20 protein-coding genes and 2 pseudogenes are annotated in these 24,313 nt (G+C 63.3%); 12 read left to right on the top strand and 10 right to left on the bottom strand.

Going from position 1 to position 24,313, the window contains the following annotated elements:
• Positions 1 to 59 precede the first annotated feature (59 nt).
• Positions 60 to 605, top strand: a complete 546-nt coding sequence (locus F3Y30_RS18540; RefSeq protein WP_203426679.1) for an N-acetyltransferase — start codon at positions 60 to 62, stop codon at positions 603 to 605.
• 104 nt (positions 606 to 709) lie between these two features.
• Here F3Y30_RS18540 and F3Y30_RS18535 read toward each other — a convergent pair.
• The 4 genes and pseudogenes from F3Y30_RS18535 to F3Y30_RS18520 form a co-directional block, all read right to left on the bottom strand.
• A pseudogene (locus F3Y30_RS18535) lies at positions 710 to 2,778 on the bottom strand (hypothetical protein).
• 1 nt (position 2,779) lies between these two features.
• Positions 2,780 to 5,602 carry a DUF4159 domain-containing protein gene (locus F3Y30_RS18530; RefSeq protein ID WP_203424153.1) on the bottom strand — a complete coding sequence of 941 codons (2,823 nt, stop codon included), beginning with the start codon at positions 5,600 to 5,602 and terminating at the stop codon, positions 2,780 to 2,782.
• Positions 5,599 to 6,519: a DUF58 domain-containing protein gene (locus F3Y30_RS18525; protein ID WP_203424152.1), complete on the bottom strand. Its 921-nt coding sequence runs from the start codon at positions 6,517 to 6,519 to the stop codon at positions 5,599 to 5,601. Before F3Y30_RS18525 ends, F3Y30_RS18530 begins: the two co-directional genes overlap by 4 nt.
• Positions 6,520 to 6,533: 14 nt before the next feature.
• Positions 6,534 to 7,547, bottom strand: coding sequence for a MoxR family ATPase (locus tag F3Y30_RS18520; protein WP_203424151.1), 1,014 nt, complete (start codon positions 7,545 to 7,547; stop codon positions 6,534 to 6,536).
• A 180-nt stretch (positions 7,548 to 7,727) separates the two neighbouring features.
• Here F3Y30_RS18520 and F3Y30_RS18515 point away from each other — a divergent pair, with 180 nt between their 5' ends.
• Genes F3Y30_RS18515 through F3Y30_RS18505 form a run of 3 tightly spaced genes read left to right on the top strand, consistent with a single transcriptional unit; the run spans position 7,728 to position 10,239 of the window.
• The gene (locus F3Y30_RS18515) at positions 7,728 to 8,351 is read left to right on the top strand and encodes a DUF1285 domain-containing protein (protein ID WP_203424150.1); all 624 of its coding nucleotides are present in this window, start codon (positions 7,728 to 7,730) and stop codon (positions 8,349 to 8,351) included.
• Positions 8,352 to 8,353: 2 nt separating this feature from the next.
• Positions 8,354 to 8,983 carry a CoA pyrophosphatase gene (locus F3Y30_RS18510; RefSeq protein ID WP_203426678.1) on the top strand — a complete coding sequence of 210 codons (630 nt, stop codon included), beginning with the start codon at positions 8,354 to 8,356 and terminating at the stop codon, positions 8,981 to 8,983.
• On the top strand, positions 8,980 to 10,239 hold the full coding sequence (locus F3Y30_RS18505) for a CCA tRNA nucleotidyltransferase (RefSeq protein WP_203424149.1): 1,260 nt from the start codon (positions 8,980 to 8,982) through the stop codon (positions 10,237 to 10,239). The genes F3Y30_RS18510 and F3Y30_RS18505 overlap by 4 nt, the downstream gene beginning before the upstream one ends.
• Before the next feature lie 21 nt (positions 10,240 to 10,260).
• Here the strand turns inward: F3Y30_RS18505 and F3Y30_RS18500 are convergent, their stop codons facing one another.
• The 3 genes from F3Y30_RS18500 to hemF form a co-directional block, all read right to left on the bottom strand.
• On the bottom strand, positions 10,261 to 10,446 hold the full coding sequence (locus F3Y30_RS18500; RefSeq protein ID WP_203424148.1) for a DUF1059 domain-containing protein: 186 nt from the start codon (positions 10,444 to 10,446) through the stop codon (positions 10,261 to 10,263).
• 152 nt (positions 10,447 to 10,598) lie between these two features.
• Positions 10,599 to 10,820 carry a hypothetical protein gene (locus F3Y30_RS18495; RefSeq protein ID WP_203424147.1) on the bottom strand — a complete coding sequence of 74 codons (222 nt, stop codon included), beginning with the start codon at positions 10,818 to 10,820 and terminating at the stop codon, positions 10,599 to 10,601.
• Between the two features lie 112 nt (positions 10,821 to 10,932).
• Entirely contained in the window at positions 10,933 to 11,844 is a 912-nt protein-coding gene (gene hemF, locus F3Y30_RS18490) for an oxygen-dependent coproporphyrinogen oxidase (protein ID WP_203424146.1), read from the bottom strand.
• Between the two features lie 194 nt (positions 11,845 to 12,038).
• On the opposite strand from hemF, the gene F3Y30_RS18485 reads away from it, so the two are divergent.
• Together F3Y30_RS18485 and F3Y30_RS18480 are read left to right on the top strand one after the other, a co-directional pair.
• The gene (locus F3Y30_RS18485; RefSeq protein ID WP_203424145.1) at positions 12,039 to 12,296 is read left to right on the top strand and encodes a hypothetical protein; all 258 of its coding nucleotides are present in this window, start codon (positions 12,039 to 12,041) and stop codon (positions 12,294 to 12,296) included.
• A 123-nt stretch (positions 12,297 to 12,419) separates the two neighbouring features.
• On the top strand, positions 12,420 to 13,700 hold the full coding sequence (locus F3Y30_RS18480; protein ID WP_203424144.1) for a hemolysin family protein: 1,281 nt from the start codon (positions 12,420 to 12,422) through the stop codon (positions 13,698 to 13,700).
• A 36-nt stretch (positions 13,701 to 13,736) separates the two neighbouring features.
• On the opposite strand, the pseudogene soxR reads toward F3Y30_RS18480, so the two are convergent.
• A pseudogene (soxR, locus tag F3Y30_RS18475) lies at positions 13,737 to 14,159 on the bottom strand (redox-sensitive transcriptional activator SoxR); the annotation flags it as partial.
• An 84-nt stretch (positions 14,160 to 14,243) separates the two neighbouring features.
• Between soxR and F3Y30_RS18470 the strand changes: the two are divergent.
• Positions 14,244 to 14,816, top strand: coding sequence for an NAD(P)H-dependent oxidoreductase (locus F3Y30_RS18470; RefSeq protein ID WP_203424143.1), 573 nt, complete (start codon positions 14,244 to 14,246; stop codon positions 14,814 to 14,816).
• Positions 14,817 to 14,871: 55 nt separating this feature from the next.
• On the opposite strand, the gene F3Y30_RS18465 is transcribed toward F3Y30_RS18470, so the two are convergent.
• A complete protein-coding gene (locus F3Y30_RS18465; protein WP_203424142.1) occupies positions 14,872 to 15,333 on the bottom strand; it encodes a tRNA (cytidine(34)-2'-O)-methyltransferase in 462 nt (153 codons plus the stop codon).
• Between the two features lie 406 nt (positions 15,334 to 15,739).
• On the opposite strand from F3Y30_RS18465, the gene F3Y30_RS18460 reads away from it, so the two are divergent.
• Positions 15,740 to 17,593, top strand: coding sequence for an ABC transporter ATP-binding protein (locus F3Y30_RS18460; RefSeq protein WP_203424141.1), 1,854 nt, complete (start codon positions 15,740 to 15,742; stop codon positions 17,591 to 17,593).
• A gap of 125 nt (positions 17,594 to 17,718) precedes the next feature.
• Here F3Y30_RS18460 and F3Y30_RS18455 read toward each other — a convergent pair whose 3' ends face one another.
• Entirely contained in the window at positions 17,719 to 18,963 is a 1,245-nt protein-coding gene (locus F3Y30_RS18455; RefSeq protein WP_246752995.1) for a sugar MFS transporter, read from the bottom strand.
• A 413-nt stretch (positions 18,964 to 19,376) separates the two neighbouring features.
• Between F3Y30_RS18455 and F3Y30_RS18450 the strand changes: the two genes are divergently transcribed.
• The 4 genes from F3Y30_RS18450 to F3Y30_RS18435 all read left to right on the top strand — a co-directional run bounded on the left by F3Y30_RS18450 (position 19,377) and on the right by F3Y30_RS18435 (position 24,283).
• Positions 19,377 to 21,245, top strand: a complete 1,869-nt coding sequence (locus F3Y30_RS18450) for an ABC transporter ATP-binding protein (protein WP_203424140.1) — start codon at positions 19,377 to 19,379, stop codon at positions 21,243 to 21,245.
• Between the two features lie 273 nt (positions 21,246 to 21,518).
• On the top strand, positions 21,519 to 22,097 hold the full coding sequence (gene petA, locus F3Y30_RS18445) for a ubiquinol-cytochrome c reductase iron-sulfur subunit (RefSeq protein ID WP_203424139.1): 579 nt from the start codon (positions 21,519 to 21,521) through the stop codon (positions 22,095 to 22,097).
• A gap of 14 nt (positions 22,098 to 22,111) precedes the next feature.
• Entirely contained in the window at positions 22,112 to 23,380 is a 1,269-nt protein-coding gene (locus F3Y30_RS18440; protein WP_203424138.1) for a cytochrome b N-terminal domain-containing protein, read from the top strand.
• A gap of 30 nt (positions 23,381 to 23,410) precedes the next feature.
• Positions 23,411 to 24,283, top strand: coding sequence for a cytochrome c1 (locus tag F3Y30_RS18435; RefSeq protein ID WP_203424137.1), 873 nt, complete (start codon positions 23,411 to 23,413; stop codon positions 24,281 to 24,283).
• Positions 24,284 to 24,313 lie beyond the last annotated feature (30 nt).

The following is a 24,313-nucleotide window of genomic DNA, read 5'->3' as shown; positions in this document are numbered from 1 at the left end:
GCCCTTCGGGCGCCATGCCATCCCTTTGTCTCGCAGTCAGGTTTCCCTCTACCATGAACATGCATAAGCACGACCTCGTCTATCTCACCGAAGACGCTACCCACGACGCCGCAATCGAAGTCATCAATGAAGAGGCCTTCGGTCCCGGCCGGCACGTCCGGGCGGCTGCGCGGATCCGCGAGCAGGGGCCGCACGACAGGCATCTTTCGTTCATTTGTGCCGACGACGGCGAGACGATCGCCTCGGTGCGCATGACGCCCGTGCTTGCCGGTTCGGTGAAGGGGCATCTGCTTGGACCGCTCGCCGTCCGTCCCTCGCACAAGAACAGGGGCATCGGGCGGGAGCTCGTGAGGATTGCCGTGGAAGCGGCGAAGAGGGGCGGTTCGGAGGGGGTGATACTCGTCGGCGATCCTCCGTACTATCGGCCCCTCGGCTTCGAGAAGGTCGCCTACAACGCCCTGACCTTTCCGGGGCCGGTCGATCCTGCCCGGGTTCTCGTGGTGCCGATTGCTGCTGACACGCACGAGCGGCTGAAAGGGATGATCGGCTGGCGGCCCTATGACGGCGTGCACTTTGCCGAAGAGCGGGCCTTCGCAATATCCTGACAACGGAGCGCGCCCGCGGATGCCCGCAGTGCCGGGCGATCCGCTTTGCGCCGGACGATTAACAAGTCCGCTTTGCGCTTTAGAAGTGCGTTCGACTGTGCGCGCTATCGCCCTTCGCGATACCACGTCGCCGACAGGGCGAGAAGCAGAAGGCCGATGCCGATGAACCCGGCAAAGAGCGGCATGCTGTCGATGCCCTTGAGCACCGTCTCGTCGGTCATTCTCAACGAGAGCCGCTGCGGATCCGACGCGCGCACGCTGCCGGAGACCGGCAGCACGGGCGGGATGGACAGATTGCCGTCCTCGTCCACGACACGGCGAACCAGGCCTTTGGTCTTGTCGGCAAGGGCAGCGAGCGTTTCGGTCGTCGAGATCGTCGCCTTGAACTCGGGCGCATCGACCGCGCCGACATGGACCAGCGCACTCAGGCCGTCGTTCTCGATCTCGTAGAGACCGGTCTCGGCCGTCTTGATCTCTGCACGATAGAGCCCCGGGCCGTCCTGTGTGAGCGTCACGGGTTCAGTCTTGCCGGAGGGCAGTTTCATGGTGGCCGGGCCCGGCGTGTCGCCAATGGTCTGACGCGTGATCTCCAGCGTCCGGCCGAAGGTGCGTGCCGTCAATGCCTCTTCTTCGAGTGCGGGTTCCTGCATCAGCCAGTGGGCGATGCGGCGATAGAGCGAGACATGCGGTCCGCCGCCTTCGAAACCACGCGCCCACAACCAGCCCTGATCGGAGAGCAGCATGGCGACGCGGCCCTTGCCGGCGCGATTGAGCACCAGCAACGGCGCGTGATCGGCGCCTTCCATGACCGTGTTGCCCTGTGGCGGCGCAACATCGACCGTCCGGAACCATCGGCCCCAGTGTGGCGGTTCGTCCATGGCCCCTTCAAGCCCGCGGGTCACCGGATGCTTGCGTCCCTGTTCGGAAAGGCGGGGATAGAATGCCTTCTCGTTCATCGTGCCGGTTGGGCTCGCGGGTAGAACCGCAGACAGCGGCGTCATGGCGATCGAGTCGTTGCCCGCATGCTCCGGTCCGGCCGCAATCAGCAGCGCTCCGCCGTTTTCGACATACTGCGCGATGTTGTCGTAGTAGAGGATCGGCAGCACGCCGCGGTGCTGGTAGCGGTCGAAGATGATCAGGTCGAATTCGTTGATCTTGTCGACGAAGAGCTCGCGCGTCGGGAAGGCGATCAGGGAGAGTTCGTTGATCGGCGTGCCGTCCTGCTTCTCCGGCGGTCGCAGAATGGTGAAATGCACGAGATCGATCGCGGTGTCGGACTTCAGGAGATTGCGCCAGGCTCGCTCGCCGGCATGGGGCTCACCGGACACCAGAAGAACGCGCAGGTTTTCTCTGATGCCGTCGATCAGGTGGACGGCGCGGTTGTTGGCCGTGGTGATCTCGCCCTCGACCGGCGCGACCTCGAACTCGAGAATGTTGTTGCCGCCACGCGGAACCGTGAAGCCGAACGGTTTTTCGAGGCCGGGCTCGGCGGTTTCCGAGGCCACTTCGTTGCCGTTCAGCCGGATGGTAACGCGAGCCGTGCCGCCCGGCCCCTTGCCGTCGTCCACCACGCGGAACCGCAGTTCCTGCGGCTCCCCGACGATGCCGAAGCGGGGGGCGCTGACGACTTCGATGCGCCGGTCGAACTCATCCGGTTTGCCGGTGATCAACCCATGCAGCGGGGCGTCGAAACCGGTGAAGGATCCGGCATCCGGAATGTCATGTATCTGGCCGTCGGTGATCATGATCGCGCCGCCGACCCGCGAAGGGGGACATCGGCAAGGGCCGCCGTAAGCGCATCGAAAAGGCGGGTGGACGGCGTGTCAGACGTACCGTCATCGGCCGCTTCGACGATGCGCGGCTCGATGCGTGGATAGCGGGCTAGGCGCTCCTTCAGGTCGGCGAGTGCCGCATCGGTCATGGCCGTGCGATCCGCGTTCTGCTGGCTCTGGCTGCGGTCCACGACCACCGCAACGACGGTCGAAAGGGCTTCCCGGTCCTCCTGGAGCAGAATGGGGTTTGCGAGCGCAGCAAGCAGCATGGCAAGCGCGACGGAACGCAAGAGCGTGCCCCGTAGGCCGCGCCAGAAACCGAGACCGGCAAGCAACACGGCGGCGAGTGCCATCAGCGCGATGGCCAGCCATGGAATGAGCGGGGCAAACTGGATGCTCATGTCACTGCCCCAGTCGCTCGAGAAGGGCGGGCACGTGCACCTGGTCCGCCTTGTAGTTGCCCGTCAGCATGTACATCATGATGTTGACGCCGGAGCGGAACGCGTGGTCGCGCTGCACCTCATCGGGCGGAACCGTCGGCAGCAGAGCCATTCCATTCTCGTCAATGGCCCAGGCACCGGCGAAATCGTTACCCGTGATCATGATGGGCGAAACTCCGTCGCCGGCGCGTGCCGGGCGCGAGGGATCTTCCTTGCGGTCGAGTTCCGCCTCGATCCAGAGGGGGCTGCCGGAATAGCGCCCCGGGAAGTTCGACAGCAGATAAAAGGACTTGGTCAGGACGTGGTCGGCCGGAACTGGCTCCAGGGGCGGAATGTCCAGATTGGCGAGGATGGCCTGGAGCCGCTGCGTGTTCGGGCTGGTGTCGCCATTCTCCCCGAGGGAGGCGAACTGGTCGCGCGTATCGAAGAGCACCGTGCCGCCATTGCGCATATAGGCGTCGATACGGCTGATCGCCGCGGCGGATGGCATGTCGGCGTTGGCGCTGACGGGCCAGTAGATGATGGGATAGACGGAAAGCTCGTCGCGCGCGATGTCGAGGCCTACGGGCGCACCGGGTTCGAGGGTCGTGCGGTAGGTCAGAAAGTCCGTCAGTCCGGCAAGGCCGCGTTCCGAAATGCCGTCCACATCTGGCTCCCCGGTCACCACATAGGCAAGATGGGTCGTGTCGAGGTGCGACATCAGGGTTTCGTCCCCGGGCTTGCTGTCGTCTGCACGGGCATCACCGGGATGAATGGCAAGGGCCGTGGCCGCGACGAACAGAAGTGCTCCGGCCACAGCGCCGCGAGATTTGGCACCACGGGTATTGGCGCCACGGACGGCGGCAAATGCGCCACCCATCAGGAGGACGACCGCGCAATCCACGAGCAACAGCGCCGCGGCAAGCGCGAAAAGAGACGGCTTCATCGACCATGCCGCCTTGCCGATCAGCGGCTGCCGGATCACCGATGACCCGGCGGAGACTTCGAGCGGCTGGATCCGGTAGCCCGGCGGAAAGAGATTGTGGGCCACATAGCCGTCCTCTGACCCATAGAGCCCGGGCGGGTTGTCAAAGGTGGCGGGCGCTGGAGACTTCCCGGCCTCGAGCGGCTTGGCCTCGCCGGTGTCCGCCGAAAGCGTGCCGACGGCGGTGAGCAGGCGGTAGGGCGGCAGGCCCTGCGCCTTCGCTTCCGCCTTGGCGTTCACGCCGCCGCCGTGGGAGAGCTGGACGCTGCGACGGAGCATCTCCACGAAGTCGCCTGAGAGGGGCAGGTTCGACCAGCCGGTCTCGGCGCTGACGTGGAAGAGAATGATGCGGCCGGCGCCGAGCGCGCTGGTGGTCACCAGCGGAGTGCCGTCTGCAAGGCTCGCCCAGGTCCGTTCCACAAGGTCCGGCGTCGGTTCCGCCAGCACCTGCCGCTTCACGAGGATGTCCTGCGGCTTCCGCATGCCGAAGAAGGGGCTCGTCGAGGGATAGTCCGCGAGTGGCTGGGGCTCGGACCAGGAGAGCGCTCCGCCGAGCGCGCGTTCACCCTTGCGAAGGATCACGGGGACAAGCGGGTCGTCGGCGGGGGCTGCGGCAAGGCGGGGGCCCGCGAAACGGATGAGCATTCCGCCCGCCTCGATCCATTTGCGAATGGGATCATAGGCGTTCTCCGGGAGCCTGCCGATATCGGCCATGATCAGGACGGACGGCTTCTGGGCGAGAAGTTCCGGGATCGCGACGGAAAGATCGGCGACGCCCGGCTCGATGAGGTCCGCATAGGGAGCGAGCGCCCGGTTGATGTAGTGCAGCGGCGATAGCAGCGGCTGGGCGATATCCGTTGTCTCGCCGCTGAGGAACGCGACGCGGCGCCGGCGAAAGCCGTCGTCGAGCAGATAGGATGCGCCGGCATTGGCGATGTTGTCGACGGTGACACGCGCGAAGTCGTTGCGAAGCTCGAAGGGGGCGGCGATGCCACCGGTTGCTACGGCATCGCCGGCTCCGAAGGCGACACTACCGGTGGCGATCGGCCGGCCCTTCGCATCGTGTGCGGTCAGCCCGAGCGTGCGCGCGTCGCCGGTCAGCAGACGGCTGACGGTCACCGAGAGAGCCTCCGCCTCATTGCTGGCGCCGGTAATGGCGACCGTGGGCAGGCCATCTCCCTCGATCAGGTGGAATTCTGCAGGCGAGAGCGACTGCAGATCCGCAACCGTCTTGTCGGTCTCGTCGCGGGCGATCCCGTCGGAGAGGAAGGCGATCGTGCCGGGAGCCGTGCCGTTCAGCGCGGTCGTCAGCGCCGCCGTGGCCTCCGGACGGACGGCGGGGAGGGGCCGGGGCGAGGCAGCGGCAAGACGCGTGCGTGCCGTCGCCGCGTCGGTTGGAACCGCATCGTTCTGCCGGTCGGCGGTAAATACGATCGAAACGGGGAGGTCGCGCGCGGCGGCATCATCGATGAGCGCCCCGGCCGTGTCCACGCGTCGCTGCCAGTCGGTGGCCGTCGCCCAGCTGTTATCGATCACCAGTGCGAGAGGCCCGCCGCCGGCGAGGGTATTGGTGCGGGGATTGAAGACGGGATCGGCAATGGCGAAGATGACGGCCGCCGCCATCAGCATACGCAGCAGCGTGAGCCACCAGGGGCTTTGCGCCGGTGTTTCCTCGCGCTTCATGATCGAGGCGAGGATGGCAAACGGCGGGAACGCCTCCTTGAGCGGCTTAGGCGGCGTCAGCCGCAACAACCACCAAATGGCAGGCAGGAGCACGAGCGCAGCAAGGGCCGCCGGGAAGGCGAAGGCAAAGCCCGTCATCGCAGTCTGCCCTCCGTCTTCATCGCGGGCATGCCCGAGAGGTACATATGGACGGAAACGAGCGCCTCGGAGGCGAGGTGATCTGTGCGGTGCGCGACGAAGCTCCAGCCAAGATGCCGGAGGTTGTCAGCAAGACCCGCCCGTCTGGCATTGTAGGCGCGGGTGTAGTCGTCCTTCAATGTCTCGGCGCGCCCGGCCGTCAACTTCATGCCCGTTTCCGGATCAGTGAATTCAGTACGGCCGGCATAGGGAAAAAGCTCTTCCGCCGGATCCGCAATCTCGACGACGTGACCCCTCAGCCCGCGTCGGGCGAGCGGCGACAGACGAGCCATCACCTCCTCGACCGGATCGAGGAAGTCGCCGATCAACACGATGTCGCTGTTGCCGCGGATCATGCCCGTGTCGGGAAGGCCGGCGGTGGTGTGGCGATGCATCAGTGCGGTGGCGAGCCTTTCCGCGGCGTTGCGGGCGGCGATCGGTTCCATCACGCCGGGGCAGCCTATCCTTTCGCCGGATCGTGCGAGAATTTCGGCGAGCGCCAGCATCAGGACCAGCGCCCGGCTTTCCTTGGAAACAGAACCATAGGTCGACTTGTACATCATGGAGGGCGACAGGTCGGCCCAGATCCAGACCGTGTGGGCAGCCTCCCACTCCCTGTCGCGCACATAGGTGTGGTCATCACGGGCCGAGCGGCGCCAATCGATGCGGGAAAGGCTTTCTCCGTCGACATAGGGGCGGAACTGCCAGAAGTTCTCGCCGATGCCGCGCTTGCGCCTGCCGTGCCAGCCGGCGATCACCGTGTTGGCGAGACGCTTGGCCTCCACCATGCAGTCAGGGATGAGGCTCGCGCGGGCCTGCGCTCGCGACAATGTCGCGCTCGCCGGGGTCGGTTCGACAATCTGCCCAATGGAAGCCATCGCGCCAGCCCCGCTCAGCCACCTGCCTGCTTGACCAGCGAAGCGATGACGTCGCGGACCGACATGCCCTCCGCACGTGCAGCGAAGGTCAGCGCCATGCGGTGCTGCAGCACCGGCTCGGCTAGGGCGAGCACGTCGTCGACCGACGGCGCAAGCCGCCCCTCATAGAGTGCGCGGGCACGGGCGCAGAGCATCATCGCCTGGCCGGCGCGCGGGCCCGGGCCCCAGGCGACATGCTTGTCGGTGGAACTGTTGCCATTGCCGGGGCGGGCGGAGCGCACGAGCGACAGGATCGCATCGAGCACGCGTTCACTGACCGGCATCTGGCGGATGAGCGTCTGGATCTGCTGCAGCCTTGCGGACGAAATCGCCTCGCTTGCCTGCGCCTCGGCGATGCCCGTGGTCTCGAGCAGGATCTGCCGCTCCGCGGCGAGCTCCGGATAATGAACGTCGACCTGCAGCAGGAAACGGTCGAGCTGCGCCTCCGGGAGCGGGTAGGTTCCTTCCTGCTCCAGGGGGTTCTGCGTTGCCAGAACGTGGAAGGGCTTGGGCAGGTCGTTGCGCTGGCCCGCGACGGTGACGTGGTACTCCTGCATCGCCTGGAGCAGCGCGGACTGGGTGCGCGGCGACGCACGGTTGATTTCGTCGGCCATGAGAAGCTGGGCGAAGATCGGGCCCGGCACGAAGCGGAAGGACCGCTTGCCGTTCTCGTCCTGGTCCATGACCTCGGAGCCCAGAATGTCTGACGGCATGAGGTCGGGGGTGAACTGGATGCGGCTGGAGGCAAGGCCGAGCACGGTGCCTAGCGTGGCAACGAGCTTCGTCTTGGCGAGCCCAGGTACGCCGACCAGAAGGGCATGGCCACCGGAAAGCATGGCAAGCATGGTCTGCTCGACGACGCTTTCCTGACCGAAGATGACCTTTCCGATTTCGACTTTGACCCTCGCTATGTCGGCCAGGGCGCTTTCCGCAGCGGCGACGATCGCCTTTTCATCAAGCCCAGTTTCCGGTGTTTTCGTAACGCCCATTAACGTCTCCATGACCGGTGCGATTGCGGGGCGAATCGCGTCGAGTGCGGTTCCACCCATCCGATATTGAGCTTATAAGCTCGCCTGCGGCTGACAAGCCGAAGGGAAATGACTATCTCGTGAAAGCAGACGCGCCTATCCCTTGTTTTGATTGAAATAGGGGCCAACCGGGACGGAACAATGGCAAAGGGTGAAATTCACGCGAGCGCTGACGCGGCCGGACTTGCCGCATTGATTTCGCGCGCGGCGGCCCAAACTGGCGGTGAAAGCCGCTCGCTGCCGCCGGTCGAGCGCTGGAATCCGCCGTTTTGCGGCGACATCGACATGGAAATACGAGCCGACGGTACGTGGTTCTACCTCGGAACCCCGATCGGCCGCGCGCCACTTGTGCGCCTCTTTTCGACCGTCCTTCGCAAGGACGAGGATGGAAAGACCTATCTCGTAACACCTGTGGAAAAAGTCGGCATCCGCGTCGTCGATGCCCCTTTCGTCGCCGTCGAGGTCGATGCGAGCGGCGAGGGCGAGGGGCAGACGCTCACCTTCCGGACCAATGTCGGCGATGTTGTCGAGGCCGGTGCGGAGCATCCGCTGCGTTTCGTCATCGCCGGCGAACACAAGGAGTTGAAGCCCTATATTTCCGTCCGCGGCCGCCTGGAGGCGCTGATTTCCAGAGCCGTCATGTATGAACTGGTGGCGCTCGGAGAAGTGACCGAGGTCGAGGGCGCGGCGATGTTTTCGGTGCGATCGGGAGGGGTGGTCTTTCCGATCATGCCTGCCGCGGAACTGGACGCACTTTCCCGATGAGTATGCCTTCTCCCTACAGCGCGGATGAGTTCCGGCGTCGTGCGCTGTTGCAGTCGGCGCATCTGGCGGATGGGTCCTGGCGCGATCACGGAGATTCCCTGTTGAATCCCGCCACCATTCCCCATCTCGAAGGCATGAAGCTGAAGGATGCCGCGGTTCTGGTGCCGGTCATCGACGACGGGGACGACGCCCGGGTGATCTTTACCCAGCGAACCTCGACGTTGCGCAAGCATTCCGGCCAGGTCGCCTTTCCGGGAGGCGCGATCGACGAGACCGATCCGGACCCGGAGACTGCCGCACTGCGCGAGGCGGAGGAGGAAATCAGCCTCGATCGCCGCTTTGTCGAACCGGTTGCGCGCCTGCCACACTACAAGGCGCTCTCCGGCTTTTCGATCACACCTGTCCTCGCGGTGGTGCAGCCCGGCTTCGAACTCGTGCCGAATCCCACCGAGGTCGATTTCGTCTTCGACGTGCCGCTCTCGTTCCTCATGGATCCGAGGAACCACGAGCAGGGAAGCGGCGTGTGGATGGGCGGGGAGCGGCACTACTACCGGATGCCCTATGACGGCCGCAACATCTGGGGCATCACCGCCGGGATCGTCCGAGTGATTTATGAAAGGCTTTACGCATGAACTCCGTCGCCCACGAACCGTGGTTTTCCGAAAAACCCCTGAAGCGGGTGATGGAACTGCTGAACACAGACGGCGGCGAGGGCCGCGTTGCCGGCGGTGCGGTCCGAAACAGTCTCATGGGACTGCCGGTCAGCGACATCGACATCGCCACGACGCTTGTTCCGACGGAGGTCGTCGCACGGGCGGAACGCGCGGGGATCAAGGCCGTGCCGACCGGCATCGACCATGGCACCGTCACGCTGGTCATCGATGGCAAGCCTTTCGAGGTGACGACGCTGCGTCGCGACGTCGCGACGGACGGCAGGCGCGCCGAGGTCGCTTTCGGCACGGATTGGCAGACCGATGCGGAGCGCCGCGACCTGACGATCAACGCGCTCTATGCCCGCCAGGACGGGACGATCATCGATCTGGTGGATGGCCTTGCAGACATAGAAACACGGACAGTGCGGTTCATCGGCGATGCATCGAAGCGTATCGCCGAGGACTATCTTCGCATCCTGCGCTTCTTCCGTTTCTTCGCCCACTACGGTGCGGGGCGTCCGGATGCAGAGGGGCTGAAGGCCTGCGCCCGGGCGAAGGAGAAGCTGGCAACGCTGTCTGCCGAGCGTGTGTGGTCCGAATTGCGCAAGCTTCTGGCAGCGCGCGATCCCGGGCGCGCTCTTCTGTGGATGCGCCAGTCCGGGGTCCTGACGCAGGTCTTGCCCGAGACGGAAAAATGGGGGATCGACGCCGTTCCTGCGCTGGTCGCGACGGAAGGAGCTTTCGACTGGGCTCCTGACCCGCTTCTGAGGCTCGCCGCGATCGTGCCGCCGGACCGGGAGCGGATCAAGCAGATGTCGGCCCGGCTCAAGATGTCGCGCAACGAGGAGAAATTCTTCGATCAATGGGCTGCTGCACCCGAGGTTCTGGCAAAGACGGCCGACCTCGTCTTCGACCGGATGCTCTACCGCCATGGACCGCAGGGCCTTGTTACCCGCCTTCGCCTTGCGCTGGCGCAGGCACGCGGCAAGGCCGAGGGCGATGCAGAGGCGCTTGCCTCCGCGGGAGCCTACCAGCGGCTGTTGAAGCGGGCGCAGCAATGGCAGAAGCCATCATTCCCGCTCAATGGGGCGGACGTGCTGGCGGCAGGTGCAACGCCCGGCCCGCAGGTCGGAGAATGGCTTGCAAAGCTCGAGGAACACTGGGTGGACGGCAATTTCAAAGAGGGCCGGGAAAGCCTACTCGCCCGGCTGCAGGAAATCCGCAACGCGCCTTGAGCACGAGGTGAGGCGGGCTTGTCAGGCGGCCTTCGTGTCGTCCACGATGCGCATCTTGATGTTATCGATCATGTTCTCACGAATGACCGTTTCGCCGTGAGCGCTGCGCATGTGTTCCACGACACGACGCACGACTTCGGCATCATTGTCGGCACGGGTGTGCCAGTTGCAGCCTGGAACGAGTGAACCGCATTCGAAAAGTCTCATGATTTTCCTCCTGTCGTATGTGCTCGGTACGTGGCTGGAGATCGTTATGACTTCGGCGACGGTGTTTGTGGGGCATTCTTCCCTCGGGAAACGTGCACTGCGCCGCCTTGCCGATGAACGGACGGGCGGCGCATAGGTTCCGGACGCTCCGTCTAACGGGACTCGCCGGCAGGCTTGGGATCGTCCTCAGGGACCGCCCATGCGTTGAAGCAGGCCGAAGTCTGGAACTGTTCGCTGGTGGTATGGCCGGATGGCTTCAGTTTCGATCCTTCATCCCGAATCTCGGGTGCCGGTGGCTGTGGCAGAGGGCGTTGAAGGATTTCGCCGGCGCCGGCTACATTCGGCGCTGCCGAGATGTGTGTCGCACTTGTCATGATAGCCTCCTCCCGATGGAATCATGCCATCGCAGTGTACCATGAAAGCGGTCGCGGTGCTGCGCGGATTGCCGGCCGATCATGCGGACGTGATCACGTTTGAACGACTGGCTCAGGGCCAGCGGACCACCGGTGGCAGGGACGAGAGAATCGATTCGACGTTTCCGCCGGTCTTCAGGCCGAAAATCGTGCCACGGTCGTAGAGAAGGTTGAACTCCACATAGCGACCGCGCCGCACGAGCTGTTCGTCTCGGTCCTCCTCGGTCCATCCATTGTTGAAGTTGCTCCGCACGATCTTCGGATAGACCAATGCGAAGGCCCTGCCGACGTCCTGCGTGAATGCGAAGTCGGCGTCCCATCCTCCCAGGTCGTCGGAGGAGTGCAGCCAGTCGTAGAAGATGCCGCCGGTCCCGCGCGGCTCGTTGCGGTGCTTCAGGAAGAAGTACTCGTCGCACCAGGCCTTGAACTTCGGGTGATCGGCCACCGCGTGGCGGTTGCAGGTGATCTCCATGGCGCGGTGAAAGAGGGCCGTGTCCGGATCGCTCATGACGCGGCGGCGATCCAGAACCGGGGTAAGGTCGGCGCCTCCGCCAAACCAGTGGCTGGTGGTCACCACCATGCGGGTGTTCATGTGCACGGTCGGAACGTTCGGATTGACCGGATGGGCGATGAGCGAGATGCCGGACGCCCAGAAGCGCGGATCCTCGGCGGCTCCCGGTATCTGGGAGCGGAACTCCTCGGAGAATTCGCCAAAGACGGTCGATGTGTGGATCCCGACCTTCTCGAAGACGCGTCCTTCCATCATGGACATCCGTCCGCCGCCGCCTTCACCTCCCTCCCGCTGCCAGTCCTTGGCGACGAAGCGTCCGGGTTCGCGGTCGCGGAGCGGTCCCGTCACCTCGTCTTCCAGCGCCTCGAATGCGGCGCACAGCCGGTCGCGCAGGTCCTCGAACCAGGCGCGCGCGCGCCCTTTCTTCTCCTCGATATCGACGGGGAGGCCTTTCGGCAGGTCGGGTCGTTCCATGGCGCTATCCTGGGGTATTGTCCTTTCGGCAACCGAATTGGCGCCGAATCGCATTTTCGCCACACTTCATAGTTTCGCGCCTTTTGGCAACCTTTGGAATGGCCTTCTTGCCGTGACGACACCAACGCCCGCGGGGCTGGCCAAAAGCTCCGAGGCATCCTATCTTCACGGTAGAGACCCAGGAGAATGAGTGCATGGCGCGTATTCCAGGTCCGCCCCTCGAGGGGCTTCGGCGACAGATACACCGGCGCAGACAGGAAAAGCCTGCGAGCGGCACCGGCCATTTCATCCGGGAAACCTTCCAGCTCGACCGCGCTGCGGCGCGCATCAAGGCGCGTGAATGGTTCGACACTTGGCCAAAAGCCGCCTACTGGACCGAGGTGGAAAGCTGGCGCCAGCTCGATGGAGACCAGATCGAGTTCACCATGCGCAGGCTGCCAAGCGCCGATTGATACAACCGAATTTCGGTTAGTGCGGCCACAGATCATTGACGCGCAGAGTACGTCCCCTTATCTTGCGGGCATCGAAAACAACAGAAAGGCGCCGTTGCAGTTCCCACGCACGGCTTGTCGCGCTTGCTAGAACTTGCAATTGCTGTCTTCCTCATTCTTCTGAATGGTGTTTTTGCACTTTCGGAACTTTCCATCGTTTCCTCCCGCAAGGCCCGCCTCAAGACACTGGCGGCTCAACATGTCGCTGGCGCATCGGCCGCGCTCCGCCTTGCCGAAAGCCCCGGGCGCTTTCTCTCCACGGTACAGATCGGCATCACGCTGGTCGGCGTTCTCGCCGGTGCCTTTTCCGGTGCCGCGCTCGGCGGCCGTCTGAGAGATATTCTGTTTGCTGAGGGCGTTCCCGACTGGCTCGCCGATCCGCTCGGCTACGGCATCGTCATCTCGCTGATTACCTATCTTTCGGTCGTCATCGGCGAACTGGTGCCCAAGCAGGTGGCGCTTCGTAATCCCGAGCGATTTGCCTGCCTCGTTGCCCCTCCGATGAACATCCTTTCCAAGATAGGTGCACCGGCCGTCTGGCTTCTCGATGCGTCCGCGCGGCTTATCTTCCGGGTCCTCGGCCAGGATCAGATGCCCGAGAGCGCCGTGACGGACGAGGAAATCAAGACGATCGTTGCCGAGGCGGAAGCTGCTGGCGTCATCGAAGGCGGTGAGAAGCTCATGATCGCCGGCGTCATGCGGTTCAGCGACCGGGCGGCGCGCGGCCTCATGACGCCCCGCAACGACGTCGACTGGATCGATCTGACCGACAGTCCCGAGGATATTCGCGCCCAGCTTTCCGAAAGCCCGCACTCCCGTCTGCCGGTAGCCGACGGCGGGCCGGAGACGATCGTCGGTATCGTGCAGAAGCGCGAATTGTTCCCGGCGCTTCTGACGGACCAGCCCATCGATATCCGCTCCTTCGTTCGCCACGCACCGATCGTGCCCGATTCGATGGATGCCATGCGGGTGCTCGAGTCGCTTCGCAATGCCGAGGTGCCGATGGTGCTCGTCCACGACGAGTACGGCCACTTCGAAGGCGTGGTGACGCCCGCGGACGTGCTTGAAGCCATTGCCGGCGTCTTCCGGTCCGATATCGAGGAAGGCGAAGACGACTACGCCGTTCAGCGAGAGGATGGTTCCTGGCTGATTTCCGGATCCATGCCGATCGACGAGATGGCCGAGCGGCTCGGTCTTCAACTTCCGCCGCGCCGCGCCTATCAGACCGCGGCGGGTCTGGTCATCGAGGCCCTTCAGCGGCTTCCGAGGGTCGGAGAGATCGCGGAGACCCAGGGCTGGCGCTTCGAGGTCGTCGACATGGACGGACGCCGTGTCGACAAGCTTTTGGCGAGCCGCCTGCAATAGGCCTTCGCCCTCAGGGCTCGAGCAGTCTCGGCCCGCACCTTCCCTTGAAAGCTCGTCCCAGGGGTTGCGCAGCGGACAGTCCTGCATCGAAAGACAGCCGCAGCCGATGCAGCCGGTCAGTTGGTCTCGGAGCGCGGTCAGGCGGGCGATGCGATCGTCCAGTTCACGGTGCCATCGTTCAGAAAGCTTGCGCCAGTCGTCGGCCGTCAACGGACGATCGTGCGGCAGGATCTTCAGCGCGTCCCCGATCTCGGCGAGCGGTATTCCGGTCTTCTGCGCCACCTTTATGACAGCCACCCTTCGCAGGACCGATCGCGGATAGCGCCGTTGATTGCCGCGGTTGCGATTGCTGCGAATGAGACCCTTCGCCTCGTAGAAATGGAGGGTCGAGACGGCGACGCCGCTGCGTTCCGCGACTTCACCTACGCTCAATTCGCGCGAAGGCCGCTCGTGATCGATTGCTGTCATGGTACTGTTGACCTCAACTAATGTTGAGGTTTTATAGCATGTGCTCCCGACAACGAGAACACGGAGCGACTACCCATGAACAAGACACTGAGGCTGGCCCTGATCTATGGAAGCGCGCGGGAAGGGCGCTTCTGCGACACCGTCGCGAATTGGGTTCTGTCGGAGCTTTCAGCCTTGAAGGGCCTCGAAATCGTCACGATCGATCCGGCGCAGCTTCAGTTCTCCGCCGCCGGTCCCGATCCCGCGTCGCAGGAGATCATCGCGGACCGCGTCGGCCGTGCCGACGCTTTCCTGGTCGTCACGCCGGAATACAACCACGGCTATCCGGCGCCATTGAAGGCGATCATCGATAGTGTGTCCAAGCAGTGGCAGGCAAAGCCGGTCGGCTTCGTGTCCTACGGTGGCATATCGGGGGGATTGCGTGCGGTGGAGCAGTTGCGACAGGTCTTCGCCGAACTTCACGCCGTCACGATACGCGACACCGTCAGCCTCGCCCACGCCTGGGCGCTTTTCGATTCCACCGGCAATCCCATGCGTCCGGGACAGTTAAACGGTCCTCTGTTCATCATGCTCGAACGGCTTCGCTGGTGGGCAGACACGTTGAGGGCCGCGCGGAAGGATTCCGTCTATGACGAACGCGCGGCCTGAAGCCAGGATGGTGCGTACGCACGCGCACCACTGTGAGAGGGGGAGGGCCGGTGATTCAGGCAAAGCCCGTCTGCCGCAAGGCTTCCCCCGCGATCATTGCGGCCGAAAGCGCGACGTTGATCGAGCGCTGACCTTCCACCATCGGAATGAGCACGCGGCCATCGGCGAGCGCGTGCACGTCATCAGGCACGCCGGCGCTTTCCCTGCCGAAGAGCAGGATGTCGTTCGGCCGGTAGGCGAAGTCGGTGTAGCGAACCGCCGCCTTGGTAGACGCCAGTACGAGCCGGCGTCCGCTCTCCGCCCGCCAGGCCTGGAAATGCGTCCAGCTGACATGGCGGGTAAGAGCGACGGTTGCGAGATAATCCATGCCGGCGCGCTTGAGGTTCCGATCGGAAAGGTCGAACCCTGCCGGTTCGATGACGTCCACGCCGATGCCGAGGCAGGCGGCGAACCGCAGCATGGTTCCGGTGTTGCCGGCGATGTCGGGCTGGTAAAGGGCAATGCGAAGGTCGGGCATGCATCCCCAATAGCGCAAGGCGGCATGCTTAAAAACAGAAAAGACCGGAGGAGTGTCGGAGACCTTGTCGCAACGGCTGTGCTGATCCGGCAACACGGGGCCGGGATTGCCCCCGTCAGACAAAAGACGCTGGAAAAATGCAGCCATTCAGAGTAACAGGTTCTCATCTGCAACGCGAGACGAGGGGAGGCTTCCGATGGACACACGGTATCGAATGCGCCTTCCTGCCTGGATCAGTTTCCGGCTCGCATAGGCGTTCGTACGCCCTTTCACCCAGTAACTTCCTCTTTCAGTTTTGCCGCGTGACATCCGCTTTCGATGCGCGGCACCCCCGCCGGGACCTTGCGACCTTCGCGCGTTCACGCAGCGCCCGTCGCGGCCCGGCTGACACATACGGAGATAGCCAATGTTCGGCTGGTTCGAGAGACAACTGAATCCCTATCCGGCGGAAGAGCCGACGCTGCCGCCGAAGGGACTGTTTGCCTACTGCTGGCACTACACAAAGCCTGCAGCGCCCTGGCTTGTCGCCATGGCCATCCTCACGGCGCTGATCGCCGTTGGCGAAGTGATGCTGTTCCGGTTCCTCGGCAATATCGTCGACTGGCTTTCTGCCGCAGACAAGACGACATTCCTGGCACAGGAGGGTACTCGCCTGTTCTGGATGGGGGCGATCGTGCTCGTCGGCCTGCCGCTGGTCGTGGCGCTCGATTCGGTGATCATGCATCAGGTCTTGCTCGGCAACTATCCGATGATCGCGCGCTGGCAGATGCACCGCTACCTCATCCGGCAAAGTATGACCTTCTTCGCGAACGAATTCGCGGGGCGGGTCGCGACGAAGGTGATGCAGACCTCTCTTGCCGTGCGCGACACCGTGATGAAGATTCTCGATGTCTTCGTCTACGTCGTCACCTATTTCGTGTCGATGATCGCGGTCGTCGCGACGGCGGACCTGCGTCTGGTGACGCCGCTGCTGGTCTGGATCGTCGTCTATGTTTCAATCGTCAGCTACTTCGTGCCGAAGCTGCGCAAGATATCCTCGGAACAGGCGGACGCGCGGTCGATGATGACCGGGCGGATCGTCGACAGCTACACCAACATCGCGACAGTGAAGCTGTTTTCGCATGCCGGCCGCGAGGAGAGCTACGCGCGGAGCGGCATGGACGAGTTTCTGGAGACCGTCCATCGCCAGATGCGCAAGGTCACTACATTCCATGTGCTCGTCTACCTCAACAATTGCGTGGCGCTCTTTGCAATATCGGCGCTGTCGATCTGGTTCTGGCTGAACGGCTCGATTTCCGTGGGTGCGATTGCAATTTCGATCGGGCTTGCCATGCGCATCAACGGCATGTCCCAGTGGATCATGTGGGAAGTGTCCGCGCTGTTCGAGAACATCGGCACCGTCTATGACGGCATGGGCATGCTGACCAAGGCGCATGACATCGTCGATGCTCCCGAAGCCGTTGCGCTTTCTGCCCGCAAGGGGGCGATCGCTTTCGAGCACGTGCGGTTCCACTACGGCAAGAACAAGGGCGTGATAGAGGACCTGTCGCTCTCGATCAGGGCGGGCGAGAAGATCGGCCTCGTTGGCCGCTCGGGCGCTGGCAAGACCACGATGATGAACGTGCTCCTGCGCTTCTACGATCTGGAGGCCGGCCGCATCACCATCGACGGCCAGGACATCGCCAAGGTGACGCAGGATAGCCTGCGCGCCAAGATCGGCGTCGTCACGCAGGACACTTCCCTGCTTCATCGCTCGATCCGCGACAACATCGCCTATGGCAAGCCGGACGCGACGGATGCGGAGATCATCGAGGCGGCGAAGCGCGCGAATGCCTGGGACTTCATCGAGAACCTCGTGGACCTGCAGGGTCGCAAGGGTCTCGACGCTCAGGTCGGAGAGCGCGGCGTGAAGCTCTCCGGCGGCCAGCGCCAGCGCGTTGCGATCGCCCGCGTCTTCCTCAAGGATGCGCCGATCCTCGTGCTGGACGAGGCGACCTCGGCACTCGACAGCGAGGTCGAGGCCGCGATCCAGGAGAACCTCTTCGCGCTGATGGAGGGCAAGACGGTGATCGCGATCGCCCACCGCCTGTCGACGCTGACGGAGATGGACCGGCTTGTCGTCCTGGAAAAGGGACACATCCACGAGACGGGCAGCCATGGCGAGCTCGTGGCGCGCGGTGGCATCTATGCCGACCTGTGGAACCGGCAGTCCGGAGGCTTCATCGCCGACGACGAGAAGTCCGAGGCGGCAGCGGAATGACGGATGCCGACGCCTTTCCGCCCCGGCGGGAAGGCTGAGCGAAAATGATAACGGCGCGCTTTCCTGCGGAAGCGCGCCGTTCTCATGTTCAGGGCCGGTTTGCGCGGCCTGCCGGTCAACGGGCCTCAGGTCGGCCGGTGACCCTTCAGGCCGTAGAAGGCGATATAGGCGTAGCACAACACCGGCATGAGGAAGGCGTGCTGAATGCCGACGGCATCCGCCAGTGCGCCCTGCACCACAGGCAGCAGCGCGCCGCCGACGATCGCCAGGCACAGGATGCCCGAGCCCTGGCTGGTAAATCGCCCGAGACCGTAGAGCGCCAGAGAGAAGATCGTCGGGAACATGATCGAGTTGAAGAGACCGATCGCCAGAACCGCCCACATGGCCACGTTGCCAGAGGTGAAGACCGTGACGAGAAGCAGCAGCATGGCCGCAACGGCATTGAAGGCGAGTGCCTTGCCGCCGTCGATGTAGCGCATCGCCGCAGAACCGATGAAGCGGCCGAGCATCGCGCCGCCCCAGAAGTAGGCGACGTAGTGGGCGGCGTCTGCTTCCGGCATGCCGGCGATACCGGGCTCGCCGAGGAAGTTCACTAGGAAGCTTCCGATGCTGACTTCGGCGCCGACGTAGAGGAAGATGCCAACGGCACCGAGGACCAGGTGGCGATGGCTCCAGGCAGAGCCGCTCTCGGTGATCGGCGCCACTTCATCATAGTCGGAAACCTGCGGCAGCTTCAGAATGGCAAACAGAGCTGCCAGCAGCAGGAATGCGGCTGCAAGGCCAAGATAGGGCGCCTTGACGGCCGCGGCTTCGGCGGCCTTCAGAGCGTCAGCCTGTGCCAGGCTTATGTCTGCGACGGCGGCCGCCGTCGCGCCGAGGATCAGCAAGGCGCCGAACATCGGTGCAAGCGTCGTGCCGAGCGCGTTGAATGCCTGGGTCATGGTCAGGCGGCTTGCGGCCGTGTCGGGCGGGCCGAGGACGGTGACATAGGGGTTGGCCGCAACCTGCAGCAGCGTGATGCCGCTCGCGAGCACGAAGAGTGCTCCCAGGAAAAGCGGGTAGGCGCGGTAGGTCGCGGCTGGCACGAAGAGGGAGCAGCCGATGGCCGCGATCACAAGCCCAAGAACGATGCCGCCCTTGTAGCTGATGCGGCGGACGATCGCTCCCGCCGGCAGTGACACCAGAAAATAGGCGCCGAAGAAGCAGAACTGTATCAGCATCGACTGGGTATAATTCAGCGAGAAGACGTTCTTCAGATGCGGCACGAGAATGTCGTTGAGGCAGGTGATGAAGCCCCACATGAAGAAGAGGGACGTCAAGGCGACCAGGGCAAAGCGATAGCTCGCAGTGGTGCCCGACCCGGCGGCAATGTCCGCCTTCGAGGAATTGTTCGGGAGTGCTACCAAGTTTACTGACCTTAGTGTGATGGCGCGTAATCGGGCTGCTGCCCTGGGAGAGGAATGCCGGACATAGGGGAGGACAAGTCCGGCGGCGCCAGGTTGAAGGCTCGCAGGAAACCGGCAGTGGATGGGAGGAAATCCTTCGCAGTTCCTTGCGACAGCGGCGCTCTATTCTAAAAACGACCTGATTTGCAAGGGCGATCGCCGGGTTTTTACTGACCTGCAAATCTGCTGGAAAGCTAAGTCCTTGCTTCGTAAGCGATTCTCATCAAATGGTCCCTCATCATTTTCTGTTTGTCGCATGGCATCGCCGAAGGTCGCCGCAGACCAACCTTTCCGAACTTTAATTTGCTGCCCTCCGGAATCAGCCTATATGTTCGAGCATGGCTCTGCGCGCGCTCTTTTCTTATTTCGAGAATTGGATCAGGCCGTTCGCGCGCCAGGATGACCTGCAGCCGCCACCCGGTCTTCTCGCCTTCATCTGGTTCTATGTCCGGCAGGCGAAAGCCCCTTTCGTTGCGATGCTCATACTCGGCGGCCTGACGGCAGCCATCGAGGCGGCCACGTTCTGGTTCGTCGGACGCCTTGTAGATATGCTCGCCACGGTGCAGCCATCGGAGGGCTGGTCGGGGTTGTTCGATGCACACGGCGGCGAGTTGCTGAGCATGCTCGTGCTGATCGGCTTCGTGCGTTTCGTCGTGACCTTCCTGATCGCGCTGGTCGACCAGCAGATCATCACGCCCGGCTTCTACAATCTCGTGCGATGGCAGTCCTATTCCCACGTGGCGCGCCAGTCGCTTTCCTTCTTCCAGAACGACTTCTCCGGACGGATCGTCACGAAGGTGTGGTCTGCGGGGCAGGCGACCGGCGACGTGATCACTTCGTTCATGGAGAGTATCTGGTTCGTCGGCATTTATGCGGCCTCCACGCTGGTCTTGATCGGCCGGCTCGATCTCGGCCTTGCGGCCATCGTTTGTACGTGGCTCGTCGTGTTCTCGCTCCTTGCCCGCTACTTCGTCCCGCGGATCCGCATGCATTCGAAGGCGTCGGCCGAGGCGGCGTCGATGCTGAACGGCCGCATGGTGGACGCCTATTCGAACATCCAGACGCTGAAGCTCTTCGGACGTGACGACGTCAACGACCGCTACATTCGTGACGGCTTCAATATCTTCCAGACCACGATCCTCGGGTTCACCCGGTTCCTGACGGGCGTGCGGGCCTCCATGGCACTCCTTTCCGGGATCATGATCGTCAGCATGGCGGTGCTGTGTGTCCACCTTTGGCTTGCGCAGGCGATCAGTTCCGGTGCCGTGGCCTTCACCATGGCGCTTGTGCTCCGGCTCAACTTCCTGCTCGCCCGCCTGATGACGCAACTGAACGGGATCATGCGCAATATCGGCACGATCCAGAATTCGGCCGAACTGATTTCGCAGCCCATCGGACTGGTCGACTGTGCCGATGCCAAGGCGCTGGTCATCGCGCGGCCGGAAATCCGTTTCGAAAACGTGCGCTTCCACTACGGCCGTGAGTCGGGCGTGATGGAGAACCTCAGCCTCGTCATTCGTCCGGGCGAGAAGGTCGGCATCGTCGGGCGCTCGGGAGCCGGCAAGTCGACGCTCGTCAATCTCCTGCTGCGCTTCTACGACCTCGAGGGCGGGCGGATCCTGGTCGACGGCCACGATATTTCCAAGGTCACGCAGGAATCGCTGCGGGCCAGCATCGGAATGGTGAGCCAGGACACCTCGCTGCTCCATCGCTCGATCCGCGACAACATCCTTTTCGGCAAGGCCGATGCCGGCGAGGCAGAGATGATCGAGGCCGCGCGCAAGGCGGAGGCCCTCGACTTCATCGAGAGGCTGGAGGACCAGCGCGGGCGGAAGGGATTCGACGCGCATGTCGGTGAAAGGGGCGTCAAGCTATCCGGCGGGCAACGCCAGCGGATCGCCATCGCCCGCGTGATGCTGAAGGACGCGCCCATCCTTGTGCTCGATGAAGCGACGTCCGCTCTCGATTCGGAGGTCGAGGCCGCGATCCAGTCGAACCTCGAACGTCTCATGCACGGCAAGACCGTACTTGCGATCGCGCACCGGCTTTCGACCATCGCCGCTCTCGACCGGCTCGTGGTCATGGACAGGGGGCGGATCGTGGAGGAGGGGACCCACAACGAACTCGTCGCGAGGAGGGGGCTTTATGCCGACCTCTGGGCGCGTCAATCGGGCGGGTTTCTCGGTCGCGATGAGGCTGCGGAGTAGGGTGATCGCGCGATCGGAATGCACGGTTGCGTTCCGTTTCGCTGATATCTTCAGTTCCCGGGTGATCGGGGTGTTGCCGAGCGGATTCAGGGTGTGCGGTTTTCCCGCGACATTGTGCCCACATCCCCTTGCCAAGACTGGACATAATTTGCGATCAAGCATAGAACGCGCCCGATTGGCGGGGAATCTGTGGCCGTATTGTGTCCAGATTTTGCCGGTTTCCAAGGGGGCGATGCGGTTTCCGCAGACTTTGCGTGAGAGGATGGTTTAGCCGTGAGCGAACACGAGACATCAAGCGAATCCCTGGGCGAGCCCACTCGCCGAGATTTCCTTTACCTGACCACGGGCATGGCCGGCGTCGTTGGCGCTGCTGCCGTCGCGTGGCCCTTCATCGACCAGATGCGTCCGGACGCCTCGACGCTGGCGCTCGCTTCGATCGAAGTTGATGTCTCCAGCCTCGAGCCAGGCATGTCCCTGACGGCCAAGTGGCGCGGCAAGCCGGTGTTCATCCGCAACCGTACCGACAAGGAAGTCGAGGAAGCCAAGGCTGTGCCGCTCGGCGAGCTCAAGGACCCGGTCGCGCGTAACGCCAATATTCCCGCCGACGCGGAAGCGACCGACCTCGACCGCTCTGCAGGCGAAGGCAAGGAAAACTGGATCGTCATGATCGGCTCCTGTACCCATCTCGGCTGTGTGCCGCTGGGCCAGGCCGGCGACTTCGGCGGATGGTTCTGTCCCTGTCATGGTTCTCACTACGATACCGCTGGCCGCATCCGCAAAGGCCCGGCGCCGCAGAACCTCGCCGTACCGACATTTTCGTTCGTTTCCGACACAGTCATCAAGATCGGTTGAGGGGAATACTGATAATGAGTGCTGATCATTCAACCTACCAACCGTCGACGGGAATTGAGAAGTGGGTCGATTCGCGGCTGCCGCTGCCGCGCATGATCCATGACAGCTTCGTCTCCTATCCGGTTCCGCGCAACCTGAACTACGCATACACCTTCGGCGCCATGCTGTCGGTCATGCTGATCGCGCAGATTCTGACCGGCGTCGTGCTCGCGATGCACTATGCCGCCGATACCGCCGTCGCCTTCAACTCGGTCGAGAAGATCATGCGCGACGTCAATCACGGCTGGCTGCTGCGCTACATGCACGCAAACGGCGCATCCTTCTTCTTCATCGCGGTGTACCTGCACATTGCCCGCGGCCTCTACTACGGATCCTACAAGGCGCCGCGCGAAATCCTCTGGATTCTCGGCTGCGTGATCTACCTCCTGATGATGGCGACGGGCTTCATGGGCTACGTTCTGCCCTGGGGTCAGATGTCCTTCTGGGGTGCGACCGTTATCACCGGCTTCTTCTCGGCATTCCCGCTCGTCGGCGAATGGGTCCAGCAGTTCCTGCTCGGTGGCTTCGCGGTTGACCAGCCGACGCTCAACCGCTTCTTCTCGCTGCACTATCTGCTGCCCTTCATGATCGCAGGCGTTGTGATCCTGCACATCTGGGCACTCCATGTCGTCGGCCAGACCAACCCGACCGGCGTCGAAGTGAAGTCGAAGACCGATACGGTCGCGTTCACGCCTTATGCGACGCTCAAGGACGCGTTCGGTGTTTCGGTCTTCCTGATCGCATTCGCCTGGTTCATCTTCTACATGCCGAACTATCTCGGCCACCCGGACAACTACATTCCGGCTGACCCGCTGAAGACGCCGGCCCACATCGTTCCGGAATGGTACTACCTGCCGTTCTACGCGATGCTGCGCGCAATCACCTTCAACATCGGCCCGATCGACTCCAAGCTCGGCGGCGTTCTGGTGATGTTCGGCGCGATCATCGTGCTGTTCTTCCTGCCCTGGCTCGATACGTCGAAGGTACGTTCGGCCGTCTACCGCCCGTGGTACAAGCTGTTCTTCTGGGTCTTCGTCGCCAATGCCATCATGCTCGGCTGGCTCGGCGCACAGCCCGCAGAAGGCATCTACGTCCTGATGTCGCAGCTCGGCACGCTCTACTACTTCGGTTTCTTCCTCGTCATCATGCCGGTTCTCGGCCTGATCGAAACCCCGAAGCGTATTCCGAATTCGATCACGGAAGCGGTTCTGGACCAGAAGAACGCAAAGCTGGCCAAGGCCTGATCGCGGCGCGACGAAAGGGAACTGAAAATCATGAAAAAGCTTGTTGCAAGCATTCTGTCGCTCGCTGTGGTCGCCGGTCTCGGACTTTCTTCCGCGGCAGCACAGGACGAACACGCCGCCGGCGCCGGGGCAGAGCACGCCACGCCGCACTACCCGATCCATCACCCGCGGGAACAGGACTGGTCCTTCGCCGGGCCGTTCGGCAAGTACGACAAGGGCCAACTGCAGCGCGGTCTGAAGGTGTACACCGAAGTCTGTTCCGCCTGCCACTCGATGAACCTTGTCGCCTTCCGCACGCTGGAAGGCCTTGGATACTCCGAAGCGCAGGTGAAGGCCTTCGCCGCGAACTACGAAGTACAGGACGGGCCGAACTCCGACGGTGAGATGTACAACCGCAAGGCTGTTCCGTCCGACCACTTCCCGTCGCCCTTCCCGAACAAGGAAGCAGCAGCGGCAGCCAACAATGGTGCGGCTCCGCCGGACTTCTCGCTGATCGCGAAGGCACGCGGCATCACCCGCGGCTTCCCGCAGTTCGTCATCGACATCTTCACGCAGTACCAGGAAGGCGGGCCGGACTACATCTACTCGCTCCTGACCGGGTATGAAGAGCCGCCGGCCGGAACCGAAGTGGCCGAGGGTACGCACTACAACCCGTACTTCGCGAATGCCGCGGCGCTAGCCATGGCAAAGCCGCTGTCCGACGACCAGGTGACTTACGACGACGGCACGCCGCAGACTGTCGACCAGTATGCGCACGACGTTTCCGCCTTCCTCATGTGGGCCGCCGAGCCTCATCTCGAAGCGCGCAAGCGCACCGGCTTCATGGTCATGGTCTTCCTGGTGATCTTCACCGGCCTGATCTACCTGACGAAGAAGTCGGTCTACGCCAACAAGGAACACTGATCGATCCACCGGTCAGACGAAAAGGCGGCC

Origin of the sequence: Sinorhizobium sp. BG8 (genome assembly GCF_016864555.1) — a bacterium.
Lineage (GTDB): Bacteria > Pseudomonadota > Alphaproteobacteria > Rhizobiales > Rhizobiaceae > BG8.
This window is presented reverse-complemented; position numbering and strand designations above follow the sequence as displayed.